At 71.4% G+C, this 13,596-nt stretch carries 12 protein-coding genes and 1 riboswitch; of the genes, 7 read left to right on the forward strand and 5 right to left on the reverse strand.

All coding sequences use genetic code 11. The annotated features are described in order from the left end of the window. The first annotated feature begins 4 nt into the window (after positions 1–4). Positions 5–1,279 carry a glycosyltransferase 87 family protein gene (locus AB0B68_RS18240; protein ID WP_357261255.1) on the forward strand — a complete coding sequence of 425 codons (1,275 nt, stop codon included), beginning with the start codon at positions 5–7 and terminating at the stop codon, positions 1,277–1,279. Here AB0B68_RS18240 and AB0B68_RS18245 read toward each other — a convergent pair. Then, positions 1,178–1,729, reverse strand: a complete 552-nt coding sequence (locus AB0B68_RS18245; protein ID WP_357195244.1) for a GNAT family N-acetyltransferase — start codon at positions 1,727–1,729, stop codon at positions 1,178–1,180. The two genes, AB0B68_RS18240 and AB0B68_RS18245, sit on opposite strands and share 102 nt — an antisense overlap. 79 nt (positions 1,730–1,808) lie before the next feature. On the opposite strand from AB0B68_RS18245, the gene AB0B68_RS18250 reads away from it, so the two are divergent. The 5 genes from AB0B68_RS18250 (at position 1,809) to AB0B68_RS18270 (ending at position 7,943) form a co-directional block, all read left to right on the forward strand. Then, entirely contained in the window at positions 1,809–3,038 is a 1,230-nt protein-coding gene (locus tag AB0B68_RS18250) for a crosslink repair DNA glycosylase YcaQ family protein (RefSeq protein ID WP_357261258.1), read from the forward strand. A 4-nt stretch (positions 3,039–3,042) separates the two neighbouring features. Continuing rightward, positions 3,043–3,666: a DUF2752 domain-containing protein gene (locus AB0B68_RS18255; protein ID WP_357261261.1), complete on the forward strand. Its 624-nt coding sequence runs from the start codon at positions 3,043–3,045 to the stop codon at positions 3,664–3,666. 821 nt (positions 3,667–4,487) lie between these two features. Next, positions 4,488–5,228 (forward strand): FAD-dependent thymidylate synthase, encoded by a 741-nt coding sequence (thyX, locus tag AB0B68_RS18260; protein ID WP_357195279.1) that lies wholly within the window; start codon positions 4,488–4,490, stop codon positions 5,226–5,228. 47 nt (positions 5,229–5,275) lie between these two features. After that, positions 5,276–6,202, forward strand: a complete 927-nt coding sequence (gene dapA, locus AB0B68_RS18265; RefSeq protein WP_357195234.1) for a 4-hydroxy-tetrahydrodipicolinate synthase — start codon at positions 5,276–5,278, stop codon at positions 6,200–6,202. A gap of 52 nt (positions 6,203–6,254) precedes the next feature. Continuing rightward, positions 6,255–7,943 (forward strand): ribonuclease J, encoded by a 1,689-nt coding sequence (locus tag AB0B68_RS18270; RefSeq protein ID WP_355009544.1) that lies wholly within the window; start codon positions 6,255–6,257, stop codon positions 7,941–7,943. 63 nt (positions 7,944–8,006) lie between these two features. Here the strand turns inward: AB0B68_RS18270 and AB0B68_RS18275 are convergent, their stop codons facing one another. Then, positions 8,007–9,578, reverse strand: a complete 1,572-nt coding sequence (locus AB0B68_RS18275) for a YbjN domain-containing protein (RefSeq protein ID WP_357195276.1) — start codon at positions 9,576–9,578, stop codon at positions 8,007–8,009. Positions 9,579–9,664: 86 nt separating this feature from the next. After that, positions 9,665–10,144, reverse strand: coding sequence for a YbjN domain-containing protein (locus tag AB0B68_RS18280; RefSeq protein WP_355009542.1), 480 nt, complete (start codon positions 10,142–10,144; stop codon positions 9,665–9,667). A 113-nt stretch (positions 10,145–10,257) separates the two neighbouring features. Here AB0B68_RS18280 and AB0B68_RS18285 point away from each other — a divergent pair, with 113 nt between their 5' ends. After that, a complete protein-coding gene (locus tag AB0B68_RS18285; protein WP_357195229.1) occupies positions 10,258–12,717 on the forward strand; it encodes a DNA translocase FtsK 4TM domain-containing protein in 2,460 nt (819 codons plus the stop codon). Positions 12,718–12,783: 66 nt separating this feature from the next. On the opposite strand, the gene AB0B68_RS18290 is transcribed toward AB0B68_RS18285, so the two are convergent. Both AB0B68_RS18290 and AB0B68_RS18295 read right to left on the reverse strand, forming a co-directional pair. Continuing rightward, the gene (locus AB0B68_RS18290) at positions 12,784–13,029 is read right to left on the reverse strand and encodes a hypothetical protein (RefSeq protein WP_112586600.1); all 246 of its coding nucleotides are present in this window, start codon (positions 13,027–13,029) and stop codon (positions 12,784–12,786) included. 82 nt (positions 13,030–13,111) lie between these two features. Further along, on the reverse strand, positions 13,112–13,426 hold the full coding sequence (locus AB0B68_RS18295; protein ID WP_357195224.1) for an SMR family transporter: 315 nt from the start codon (positions 13,424–13,426) through the stop codon (positions 13,112–13,114). A gap of 62 nt (positions 13,427–13,488) precedes the next feature. Continuing rightward, positions 13,489–13,558, reverse strand: a riboswitch (guanidine-III (ykkC-III) riboswitch). Positions 13,559–13,596: the final 38 nt, after the last annotated feature.

Below are 13,596 nucleotides of genomic sequence, written 5' to 3' on the forward strand. Positions count from 1 at the left end.
GACGGTGGCGCAGGGTGCCAACAGGACGACCGCGCAGGTCGTCGGGGTGGTGGTGCTCGCCGCGGCGGTCACCGGGTTCCTCGCCGTCGCCGCCGTGCGGCACGGCTTCTTCGACCTGAAGGTCTACTACGGCGCGTTGACGTGGTGGGTGCACGACGGCGGAGAGATCTACGACTACCTCAAGCCGAACACGCAGTACGGCTTCACCTACCCGCCGTTCGCCGCCCTGGTCATGCTGCCGATGGCGTACCTGCCGTGGACGGCCGCGATCGTGGTGAGCGTCCTCGCCAGCGTGGCCACCACCACGGTGCTGATCTGGTGGCTCGTCGACCCGATCGCCCGCCGCGCCGGGTGGACCCGGTGGTTCGCGCTCGCCGTGGCGCTGTGCCTGGCCGCCGCGTTCGAACCAATGCGGGAGACCGTCAACTTCGGCCAGGTCAACACGCTGCTGCTCTTCCTGGTGGCGGTGGACCTGCTGCGGCTGATGCCGGCCGGCAACCGGTGGACCGGGGTGGGCATCGGCCTCGCCACGGCGATCAAACTGACCCCCGGCGTGTTCATCGTCTACCTGCTGGTGACCGGGCGGTGGCGGGCGGCGCTCACCGCCAGCGGCACCGCCGCCGGGGTGTCGTTGCTGGCCGCCGCGCTCTTTCCGGACGCGTCCCGGGAGTTCTGGACCGAGGCCCTGTGGAACACCGGACGAGTGGGCGAGTTGGCCTTCGTCTCCAACCAGTCGCTGCGCGGGGTGGTCGCCCGGCTCGACCCGGAACACCCGAGCACAGTGCTGTGGCTGCTGCTGGTGCTCGGCACCCTGGCGCTCTGGGCCTGGCGGTCCCGGGCCGCCGTCGCGGCCGGCGACGAGGCGACCGGCCTGGCGCTCACCGGCGCGGTGATGTGCCTGGTCAGCCCGGTCACCTGGGTGCACCATCTGGTCTGGCTGCTGCCCGCGTTGATCCTGCTCGTCGACAACGCGATGGCCGCGCCGGCCGGCCGCCGACGGCGGGTCCTGCTGGTCGCCGCGACCATCGGGTACGCGCTGCTGATCAGCCGTACCGTCTGGGTGTGGGAAAAGGACTTCACCGGCGTCGACGGCTTCCTGGGCAGCAACGCCTACGTGTGGATCAGTCTCGCGCTGTTGGCCTTCCTGCCGATCCGCCGGTGGCTGACCCCGAACGGGTCAACCGTCGAGGCGTCCGGCGTACCGCAGCTCGACCAGCCCGACCGGCGGGCCCCCACCGGCCAGCGGCACCTGGTAGGTCGACCGCTCACCGTCCGGTGACAGGCCGGCGCGTTCGCAGAACCGCCGGGCACGTAGGTTGTCCGCCAGCACCCACGCCCGGTAGTCGGCCCAGCCCCGCTCGGTGAGCCCGCTCCGGGCGGCGTCCAGCAACGCCGCCGCGGTCCCGTCACCCCAGTGGGCCGGCTCCACGTAGAGCGCCACCACCTCGCCGACCGTCGGGTCCAGGTCGTCCCGGTCCTGGTTGCGGCGGTACGGCCCGAAGGTGGTGAAGCCCACCACCGCCCCGTCCATCTCGCCGAGCACTGTGATGAACGGGTGTTCCGGGTCGGCGGTGCCGACGTCGCGACGACGCTGCGCCCAGGCCACCACGTTGAGCCGCCCGAGCACCTCGTCCGGCATGAAGCCGGCGTAGCCCGCCTGCCAGCCGTGCACGTGTACCCGGGCGACCGCCTCGGCGTCGTCCGGCTCCTCCCGACGGATGGTCAGCATTGCACCGTTCTATGCCCCGTTGGCCGTCACGTCCAGCTTCCCGCACCGACGTCGTACCGATGAATTAAGGTCGCCGACGATGACCGCGCCGGAATCACTCTCTCTCGCCCAGGCCCGCCGTGTGGCGCTCGCCGCCCAGGGCTTCGCCGATCCGACGCCGACGGGCATGCCCACCCGCCGGCACCTGCGTCGCGTGCTGGGCCGGGTCGGGCTGATCCAGATGGACTCGGTCAACGTGCTGCAACGCGCGCACTACCTGCCGCTCTACAGCCGGCTCGGGCCCTATCCGACCACGTTGCTCGACCAGGCCGCCTACCGACGCCCGCGTGACCTGTTCGAATACTGGGGTCATGAGGCGTCGCTGGTCCCGGTGGAGCTGCACCCGATGCTGCGCTGGCGAATGGCCCGGGCGCACAGCGAATCCTGGGGCGGCATGCGGCGGATCGCCCAGGAGCAGCCGGAGCTGGTCGCCTGGGTTCGGGACGAGGTGGCCGCCCGGGGGCCGCTGACCGCTGCCGAGATCGAGCACGACGCCCCCCGCGAAACCGGCAACTGGGGGTGGAACTGGTCGGCGGTCAAGCGCGCGTTGGAGTTCCTGTTCTGGGCCGGCGAGGTGACCGCCGCCGAGCGCAGCACCTCCTTCGCCCGCCGCTACGACCTGCCCGAGCGGGTCCTGCCAGCGGCGGTGCTGGCCGCGCCCACCCCGACCGACGCCGAGGCGTACCGGACGCTGATATCGCTCGCCGCGCGATCCCTCGGGGTCGCCGCCGAGCCGGAGCTGCGCGACTACTTCCGGTTGCCGCTGGCCGGCGCCCGGCAGGCCGTCACCGAACTGGCCGAGGCCGGTGAGCTGGTGCCGGTCACCGTGGCGGGCTGGCGACAGCCGGCGTGGCTGCACGCGTCCGCCCGGTTGCCGCGTTGGGTGCGGGGCAACACACTGGTCAGCCCCTTCGATCCGCTGATCTGGGAACGCGCCCGCACCGAGCGGCTGTTCGACTTCACCTACCGGATCGAGATCTACGTCCCGGCGCCACAGCGGGTCTACGGCTACTACGTGTTGCCGTTCCTGCAGGGCGACCGGTTCACCGCCCGGGTCGACCTGAAGGCCGACCGGAAGGCCGGGGTGCTGCTCGTGCCGGCCGCCTGGCTCGAACCCGGCGCCGACCCGGGGGAGACCGCCGTCGCGCTCGCCGCCGAGCTGTACCGCCTGGCTGGTTGGCTCGGCCTGGATGCGGTGGCCCCGCCAGCGGCCGGCGATCTGGCTGGTCCGCTCAGCGCCGCGTTGGCCGGCGTGTCCGGTGTACCGTGAGCGCGTGACGAGCGCTCCCGGACCGGTCGACCAGCCGCACCCAGCCCCCAGCGCGGTCCACACGGTGCCGACCGACGGTGGCTCTGGTCCCGGCGGCTTTGGTCCCGCTGGCTCTGGTCCCGGCGGCTCGGGTCCGGAGGGTTGGCCGACCACCCCGCCAGGTGGCTACCCGGCGCCTGAGCCGGACCGGCTCACCCGATTCGTGTTGCGGCTCTACGAACGCTCACCGCGCTGGGCAGTGCCGCTGGCCGCGGTCGGCTGCGTCGCGATCGGCATGAGCTACGCGCTGCTCAGCAACCCGACCTACGCCGACCCGGATGCCGCGCCCACCTGCCTGCTCAAGTTGACCACCGGGCTGGACTGCCCGGGCTGCGGTGGCACCCGAGCGCTCTGGTACGTGCTGCACGCCGACCTGCCGGCCGCCGCCCGGCACCACTTCCTGTTCGTCTTCGCGCTGCCGTTCCTCGCGTACCTCTTCGTGGCCTGGGCGGGAAACCAGGCGTTCGGTTGGCGCCTACCCGAGCTGCGGATCAGCTCGAAGGTCATCGGCGGATTCCTGGCCGCGTGGCTGGCCTTCTCGGTGCTACGCAACCTGCCCTGGGCACCGTTCACCTCGCTCTACGTCTGACCGCGCCGCTGTCTAACGCGCTGCTGGCCGGCCGCGCCGCCGTCCGACCGCGCCGCTGTCTAACGCGCCGCCGTCCGACCGCGCCGCTGTCTAACGCGCCGCCGCCGCGTCGGCCACGCGCCGCCGCCGGTGCGGATGCGGGGTTCGGCCAGCGTGCGCTGTTTGGCGTCCTTTGGAGCTGATTCGTTTACGACATCAGGGGCCCCTCCGACGCCCACCACCCATGATCGACTCGGCATCCAGGAAACCGGACCATCCACCCGACCCGGATGCCATGACTTTCAGGAACCCAAGTCGATCATCCAGCGGGCAGCCGCACACTCGCGGCGGACAGCGGACAGCGGACAGCGGATAGCGGACAGCGGACGGCGCATTTCGCCCCAAGATCGCGCTCGATCCTGGATGTAGTGGGGTCGGGCGCGACGGATGCCACTACATCCATGGTGTTGCGCGATCTTGCGAGCGAAAGGTGCAACCGAGCCGCTCGGGCCGTTCGGGTTTGGGCCGCTCGGGCCTTGGTCGTCGGCGTGGGTGGCCCATCCGCTGGGGCTGATGTCGCCAACGATTCAGCTCCAAAGGACGCCAATGGAACTGTCCGCCCCGGCCTCGATGACGGACCCCGGACCCCGGACCCCGGACCCCGGACCGCGGACCCCGGACCCCGGACCCCGGACCCCGGACCCCGGACCCCGGACCCGGACCCCGGCCAACGCTGTTGGGCGTCGGCGGGTCCGCGGCTGTCTGAGTGATCGACATTGCACGGGGCGCGCCTGAGTTGGGTCGGGCGGCACCCCACCACTAAAGTCCCAGGAATGCCGGACATGGTGCAGCCCCAGGTCAAGTTGATCGCGTGGACCCAATTCGCGGCCCCGGACGACGTGCCGTGGTCGACCGACGCGGAGGGCGGCCAGGCGCTCGCCGAGTTCGCCGGTCGGGCCTGCTACCAGTCGTGGAAGAAGCCGAACCCGGCGACCGCCACCAATGCCGGCTACCTGGCGCACATCCTCGAGGTTGGGCACCTGAGTGTGCTGGAGCACGGGTCGGTGACCTTCTACTTCACCGGGGTGTCCCGCTCCTTCACCCACGAGCTGATCCGGCACCGGCACTTCTCGTACTCCCAGTTGTCGCAGCGCTACGTCCCGGAGCGGGACGCGGCAATGGTCGAGCCGGCCGTCATCGCCGACGACCCGGAGCTGCACAAGAAGTTCGTGGAGGCCGCCGAGGCGAGTGTTCGGGCGTACACCGAGTTGTTGGAGGGCCTGGAGCAGCGCTTCTCCGACGAGCCCAACCCGACGCTGCGCCGCAAGCAGGCCCGGCAGGCGGCCCGCGCGGTGCTGCCCAACGCCACCGAGACCCGGATCGTGGTCTCCGGCAACTACCGGGCCTGGCGGCACTTCATCGCGATGCGGGCCACCGAGCACGCCGACGTGGAGATCCGTGAGCTGGCCGTCGAGTGCCTGCGCCAGCTGAAGGGTGTCGCCCCCAACGTGTTCGCCGACTTCGTGATCTCCACGCTGCCGGACGGCACCGAGGTGGCGGCCAGCCCGCACGAGGCGTCCTGAGCCCTTCCCCGGCGGGCCCCGGCTGGTCGTCCGCTAGGTTGGAGGGTATGACGCACGACCACCTCGATGCCGCGGCCCGACCGGCGTCCCGCCCCTTCGGCCGGCTGATCACAGCCATGGTGACTCCGTTCACCCCCGACGGTTCCCTCGATCTCGACGGCGTCGCCCGGCTGGCGAGCCACCTGGTCGACGAGCAGGGCAACGACGCGCTGGTGGTCAACGGCACCACCGGCGAGTCGCCAACCACCACGGAAGCGGAGAAGGAGCAGCTGATCCGGGCCGTGGTGGAGGCTGTCGGTGACCGGGCCAAGGTGGTCGCGGGCGTTGGCACCAACGACACGCGGCACACCATCGAGCTGGCCGCAGCCGCCGAGAAGGCGGGTGCGCACGGCCTGCTGGTGGTCACCCCGTACTACAACAAGCCGCCGCAGGCGGGGTTGGTCCGGCACTTCACCGCCGTCGCCGACGCCACCGGCCTGCCGGTGATGCTGTACGACATCCCGCACCGTTCCGGTGTGCCGATCGAGACCGAGACGCTGGTGCGGCTCGGCGAGCACGGCCGGATCGTCGCGGTCAAGGACGCCAAGGGCGACCTGACCGCAACCAGCTGGGTGACCAGCCGGACCGCACTCGCCTTCTACTGCGGCGAGGACGCTCTCACCCTGCCGGCGCTGGCCGTCGGTTCGGTGGGCGTGGTCGGCACCTCCACGCACTTCACCGGGGCGCTGACCGCACAACTGATCGATGCGTACGACGCGGGGGACATGCCGACCGCGCTGGCGCTGCACCGGCGGCTGCTGCCGCTGTTCACCGGCATCTTCCGCACCCAGGGCGCGATCCTGGTGAAGGCAGGCCTGGCGGCGCAGGGCCTGCCGGCCGGCCCGGTGCGACCCCCGCTGGTGGACGCCACCGACGACGAGATTGCCCAGCTGCGCGCGGACTTCGCGGCAGCGGGCCTGGAGCTGCCCGAATGAACGAACGACACGATGGACGTCGAGTAACGGCGTCGCAGAATGAGGTGGACGCGTGACCGAGGCGCACATCGAGGCGGAGCTACCCCCGCCGCTGCCGGAAGGTGGCCTGCGGATCATCCCGCTCGGCGGGCTCGGCGCCATCGGTCGGAACATGACCGTCTTCGAGTACGACGGCAAGTTGCTGATCGTCGACTGCGGCGTGCTGTTCCCCGATGTCGAGCAGCCGGGTGTGGATCTGATCCTGCCCGACTTCGGTCCGATCCTGGACCGGCTGGCCGACGTCCAGGCGATCGTGCTGACGCACGGTCACGAGGACCACATCGGCGCGGTGCCGTACCTGCTCGCCCACAAGCCCGACATCCCGTTGGTCGGCTCACAGTTCACCCTCGCCCTGGTCGAGGCGAAGTTGGCCGAGCGGCGGATCCAGCCGTACACGCTGACCGTGCGGGAGGGCGGCCGCGAGCGGCTCGGCCCGTTCGAGTGTGAGTTCTTCGCTGTCAACCACTCGATCCCGGACGCCCTCGCGGTGGCCATCCGCACCCCCGCCGGCCTGGTGCTGCATACCGGCGACTTCAAGATGGACCAGTTGCCGCTGGACGGCCGGATCACCGACCTGGCCGGTTTCGCCCGGCTCGGCGCCGAAGGCGTCGACCTGCTGCTGTCCGACTCCACCAACGCGGAGATCCCCGGTTTCGTCACCCCGGAGCGGGAGATCGGCCCGGTGCTCGACTCGATCTTCGCGAAGGCCAAGGGCCGGATCATCGTGGCGTCGTTCGCCTCGCACGTGCACCGCGTGCAGCAGGTCTTCGACTCCGCCGCCGAGCACGGCCGCAAGGTCGCGCTGATCGGCCGGTCCATGGTCCGCAACATGGGCATCGCCCGGGACCTCGGCCTGCTCAACATCCCGGCCGGCCTGGTCATCAGCATCGACGAGGCGACCACGCTGCCGCCGGACGAGATCGTGCTGATGTCGACAGGTTCCCAGGGTGAGCCGATGAGCGCGCTGGGCCGGATGGCCAGCGGCGACCACCGGCACATCACCATCGCCCCCGGTGACACGGTCGTGCTGGCCTCCTCACTGGTGCCCGGCAACGAGACCTCGGTCTACCGGGTGATCAACCGGCTCGCGCGGGCCGGCGCGGTGGTCGTGCACAAGGACGTGGCCAAGGTGCACGTCTCCGGGCACGCCCCGGCCGGGGAACTGCTCTACCTGCTCAACGTGGTCCGGCCGAGCAACCTGATGCCTGTGCACGGCGAGTGGCGTCACCTGCGCGCCCACGCCCGGCTCGGCATCGAGTCCGGGGTTGCCGCCGACCGGGTGGTGATCTGCGAGGACGGCGACGTGGTCGACCTGGTCGAGGGCCGCGCCAGCCTGGTCGGGCACGTGAAGAGCCGGTACGTCTACGTGGACGGCCTCGCCGTCGGTGACGTCAGCGAGTCGCTGCTCACCGAACGGCGGATCCTCGGTGACGGCGGGTTCATCGCCACCACGGTGGTCGTCGACTCGGTCACCGGCAAGGTGGTCGCCGGCCCGACGCTCTCCGCGAAGGGCTTCTCCGAGGACCCGGAGGCGTTCAACCCGGTGGTGCCGTTGGTCACCGAGGCGCTCAACCGGGCCGCGGCGGACGGCATCACCGACCCGCACCAGCTTCAGCAGATCGTCCGACGGACCGTGGGGCGGTGGGTCAACGACAAGTACCGTCGTCGGCCGATGATCGTGCCCACCGTCGTCGAGGTCTGAGCGACTCCCGCTGACGCCGGTCCACCTGAACGGGGTGGGCCGGCGTCCGCCGTTCCCGGGAGATCAGGGCAGCGCGGCGACGGCCTCGGCGTACGCGACGCCGGTGGCGATGGCGGCGTCCATGAGGACCCGTAGCTGCGCCGGGGCGACCCCGTGCGCCAGGTCGGTGGCCACGTCGCCGGCCAGCACCAACTCGTCGCCGAGATCGTGCGCGTACGCCTTGGGCAGCAGCCGGTCGTGGTTCCACGCGTTGCAGAAGGCGTACGCCTCAGCGCGGCGGGCTGCCGGCAGCCGGCGGTTGGCCATGGCGCGGGCGTGCAGCACCTCGCCGCGTTCACCGGCCCGCCGGAACTGGATCACCGTTCCCTCCCAGTGGCCGACCACCGTCTCGCCCTCGTCCACCAGGTACCGGTCGCCGCGCCCGTCCAGGATCCCGGTGATCATGCCGAGGGAGAGCGCCGACAATTCGCGTTCGCACTGCTCGGCCTCGACGTCGGCCTCGACGTCGGACCGGTCGTCGTCGGGCTCGTCAGCTTCGTCGGCGGTGGGCAGCGGAACCGGTGCCGCGAGCGGGCGCTCGGCCAGCCAGGCGGCCATCCGTCCGGAGTGGTGCCCCGTGCCGTTGCGTGCGTCGAAGCTGCCGGCCAAGTCGTTCGCCACCCCGAGCAGCAGCGCCCCGAGCGTGGCGACGTCCAACTCGGTGGCCGTCCGCTCGCCATACGCGGGCCGGGGCATCGTCCGCCCGCCCAGCCCTGCGTCGGCGGCCAGCCCGCAGAGCAGTGCCCCGGCGGCGGCGAACTCCATGGCGGCGAGATCGTCGGTCGGCCGGTCCAACCGGGGTAACTGCTCGGCCAGGATGGTCAGCCCGCGCTCCAGGTGCCCGCCCAGCGCGCAGAACCGCAGGTGTGCGGCGAGGTGCGGGAACGCCGCGCGCTCCCGCCGGTGCCGGCGGTACGCCCGCACGTGCGCCGTCGCCGCCCGTTCCGGCTCACCGGTGCGCAGTGCCGGCAGCAGACCGGCGACCAGATCCCGCTCGGGCTGGTCGGTGCAGGACTCCCGGTCGCCGTCGGTTCTCCCGAGCTCGGTGACCGCGGCATTCCACTCGCCCCAGCCGGCCAGCAGCTCGGCACGCCGGGCCGAGGCGCAGCCCGGGCAGCCGCCGGCCGGGCCTGGCCGTTTTCCGGACCATCGCTCGTACCAGTGCCGGGCGGTGGGTTCGTCGCCCAGATGATCGGCGATCCGGCAGTGCAGCTCCGCCACTGTCGGTGTGTCCGGACCATCCGTGCCGACGCGGTGGGCAAGGTCGTGCAGCAGGGACCGGGTCTGGTCCAGCCCGACCCGTGGGGTACCGAGCAGCGCCTCCACCGCGTACCGCTGGTAACGCAGCAGCAGCCCGGTCTCCGTCTCGGTGAGCACGTCGGGCCGGTGGTCGGCGGCGGCACGGCAGCGCCGGACCGGCTCGACCAGACGCCACCGCTCCCCGTGCAGCAGGTATGCCTCGATCAACGCGAACCGTGCGTCCATCCCGGACCGGACGTCGCCGGCCGCGTCGGCACGCTCGGCGAGCCGTTCCAGGGCCACCTGCCGGGCCGGGCCGTCGGGAAGGTCACGAGCCTCGGCGAGCGCGGCCTCCAGCGCCGGTACGCGGCCCCGCGCGAGCCGCTCACCGGCAGCGGTGGGTGGCGTGCCGGCGCGGTTGCCGGTGAACTCGTCCCGGCCGGTCACGACGGCACCGCTCCGGGCAGTCGACGAACCGCCACGGCGAGCTGGCAGCCGGTGGAGATGCCACAGTCGAGCAGTTGGTCGAGCTGGTGTGGGGTCACGCCGCGTTCCAGGTCGGTGATCACCTCGCCGTACACCCGGGCGCGACCGTCGTCGGCGACGTGGACGAACGCTTTCGGCCAGAGCCGGTCGTGGTTCCAGGAGTTGCAGAACGCGTACAGGTCGGGCACCCGTTCGATGCCGAAGGTCGGATCGACCATGGTGCGGATCTGGAGCAGCTCACCGTCCCCGCCGACGCGGAGGAACCAGATCAGGTTGTCGTCGAAGTGGCCGACGAGGTCGCCGTCCGGGGTCGGACCGACGGACCGGCCCCGGGCAGCGAGCACTGCGGCGACCAGTTCACCGGTCAGCGGACGCAGCAAGTCGGGGTGCCCGGCCAGTGGATCGTCCGGATCGCCTTCGATTTCCGGCGACGCCATGGGGCATCCCTTCTGAGGCGGATATCACGACCGGCGGTGGGGTTCGTGTTGCGACGCGCGGACACGACCCGGAAAAGCGGGGATCTGCCCGCCCTCACCGTTACCGTGACTCTATGGCGGGCCGTACCTCTCAGGCGAGCCGGCGGCGCGGCGCGTCGCCGCGCGGTGGCACCAACAGTCGTGCCCGTCAACCGGCGAAGAAGACCACCCGGGCACCGGTCCGACGTCGCACCACGCCGGCCCGGCCCGGCCCGGCGGTCTACGTCGGCCGTGCGGTGGGTGCACTGTGGATGGGGCTGGCGCACGGGATGGGCTGGGCGGTGCGCGCCGCTGGCCGGCAGGCTGCGTCGGCCCGCGACCTCGACCCGGAGCACCGCCGCGACGGTGCCGGGCTGCTCCTGTTCGGGCTCGCTCTGCTCAGTGCCGTGGCGCTCTGGTTGTCCGGAGCGGGGCCGGTCGGCGCGCGACTGGCCGACACGATCCGGCTGTTCCTGGGCGCGATCTCGGTTGTCGTACCGGTGCTGCTGATGATCGGTGCGTGGCGGCTGATGCGTCAGCCGGCCGATCCGGAGCACCGAGGCCGTGGGTTGATCGGCTGGGGTTCGCTGCTGGTGTCGACCGCCGCGTTGCTCCAGATCGGTCAGGATCCGGTCGACCCGCTGGAGCGTGACTTCGCCGGCGGTCTGGTCGGCGCGGGCGTCGGTGGGCTGCTGGAGCGGGCGGTCACCGCCTGGGTGGCGGTGCCGCTGCTCGTCCTGCTGCTGCTCTTCGGCCTGCTGGTGGTGACCGCGACGCCGATCAACAAGATCCCGGAGCGGCTGGGCCTGCTCGCCGGTGGGCTGGTCGGCGCACCGGAGGCGGATGAGGAGGCGGACGAGGTGGCCGCCAAGCCGGCGCGTAAGCGACCGGCGAAGCGGATGCCCGCACCACTGGACCCGGACGACTTCGAGGACCTGGACGGCGCGGACCTCCAGGAGACCATGGTGCTGCCGCGCAAGTCTCCGGCGAAGGTGCCGGCGAGCCGCAAGCCGTCGGTCGAGCCGCCGGAGCACTCGCCCGCCCCGACCCGGGCCGAGCAGCTCGCGTTGACCGGGCTCTCCGGGGACTACACCCTGCCGCCGGCCAACATGCTCAGTGCCGGGGCCGCCGCGAAGACCCGCAGCAAGGCCAACGACGAGGTGATCGCCGCGCTGACCGGCGTGTTCGACCAGTTCGACGTGGACGCCGCCGTCACCGGCTTCACCCGTGGCCCGACCGTCACGCGGTACGAGGTGGAGCTGGGGCACGGCGTCAAGGTCGAGCGGATCACCCAGCTGTCCCGCAACATCGCGTACGCGGTGAAGTCGCCTGACGTACGGATCCTCAGTCCGATCCCGGGCAAGAGCGCCGTCGGCGTGGAGATTCCGAACGCCGACCCGGAGAACGTGGCCCTCGGCGACGTGCTGCGTTCGCGCGCGGCGACCAGCGATCACCACCCGATGGTCGTGGCGCTCGGCAAGGACATCGAGGGCGGCTACGTGGTGGCCAACCTCGCCAAGATGCCGCACATCCTGATCGCCGGAGCCACTGGCGCGGGCAAATCGAGCTGTCTCAACACCCTGCTGGTGTCCATCCTCACCCGGGCCACGCCGGACGAGGTGCGGCTGCTGCTGATCGACCCGAAGCGGGTCGAGATGACCGGTTACGAGGGCATCCCGCACCTGGTCACTCCGATCGTGACCAACGCGAAGAAGGCGGCCGACTCGCTGGACTGGGTGGTCCGCGAGATGGATATGCGCTACGACGACCTCGCCGCCAACGGGGTCCGGCACATCGACGACTTCAACCGCAAGGTCCGCAACGGGGAGATCAAGGCCCCGCCGGGCAGCGAACGCGAGATGCGTCCGTACCCGTACCTGTTGGTGATCGTGGACGAGCTGGCGGACCTGATGATGGTCGCGCCGCGCGACGTGGAGGACTCCGTCGTCCGGATCACCCAGCTGGCCCGGGCCGCCGGCATTCACCTGGTGCTGGCCACCCAGCGTCCCTCGGTCGACGTGGTGACCGGTCTGATCAAGGCGAACGTGCCGTCCCGGCTGGCGTTCGCCACCTCCTCCCTCGCGGACTCCCGGGTCATCCTCGACCAGCCGGGCGCGGAGAAGTTGCTCGGCCGTGGTGACGGGCTCTTCCTGCCGATGGGCGCCTCCAAGCCGGTCCGGATCCAGGGCGCCTGGGTCACCGAGCGCGAGATCGCCGACGTGGTGAAGTTCTGCAAGGACCAGCGTGAGCCCGAGTTCCGCAAGGACGTGCTGGCCCCGGCGCAGGAGAGCAAGAAGAAGATCGACGAGGACATCGGCGACGACCTGGACCTGTTGGTGCAGGCGGTGGAGCTGGTGGTCACCTCGCAGTTCGGCTCGACCTCGATGCTGCAACGCAAGCTGCGGGTCGGTTTCGCCAAGGCGGGCCGCCTGATGGACCTGATGGAGACCCGGGGGGTGGTCGGGCCGTCCGAGGGGTCGAAGGCGCGCGACGTGCTGGTCAAGCCGGACGAGCTGGACGAGGTCCTGACCGGCCTGCGCGGCGACGTGGACTGACCGACTGTCGACGCTGGACGCACGACGGGCCCGCCGGATTCCGGCGGGCCCGCGACAGGAGAGTGGTCAGTTGTTGATCAGCGCGCCGATGATCACCAGGCTGATGATCGCGGCGACGACGCTCGCCACGGCGGCGTACCAACCGAGCGGCTTGTCACCGAGTACCGCGCCGACGACGCCCGCGATGACACCGAGCACGCCGAAGATGATCGGGTTGAGCAGCAGGGCCAGGACCGCGAAGACGAAGCCCACGATGGTGAGGATGCGGGCGGCGTTGCTGCGGGGACGGGCGGTGCTCGGCATGTCGGCCATGTCTTCCTCCAAGTGAGAGCCTGTCGTGACGAATCGATCAATACCCACTGTTGGCACCCATCACGCCTGCCTGCGCGGCACCTCAGTGGAAGATCTTGAGGCCGATCACGCCGGCGACCACCAGGAAGAGACAGAGGATCCGGGGCAGGCTCGCCGACTCGCCGAGCGCCAGCATCCCGACCAGCGCGGTGCCGACCGCGCCGATGCCGACCCAGACCGCGTAGCCGGTGCCGACGGGGATGTCCCGGAGCGCGTACGACAGCCCGGCCATGCTCAGCAGCAGGGTCACCACGAACACCACCGACGGGACCAGCCGGCTGAAGCCGGCGCTGCGGTCCAGGGCGATCGCCCAGGCCGTCTCCAACAGTCCCGAGATCACCAGTACGAGCCAGGCCATCGTTCACCTCACCGGAAGCGCCCGGGGCTGCCGCGCCGGGACGAGTCGAGTCTGCACGTCACGCGGGGCGTCTTGGCCTGACCGGGTACGCCCACCACTCGTCCGGAGCGGCCACGAGCATCGGGCCGCCGGTGCCGACGCTAGCACCGCCCCCGGTGGCGGGGCGGTGA

It is taken from the genome of Micromonospora sp. NPDC049049 (assembly GCF_040649115.1).
GTDB lineage: Bacteria > Actinomycetota > Actinomycetes > Mycobacteriales > Micromonosporaceae > Micromonospora.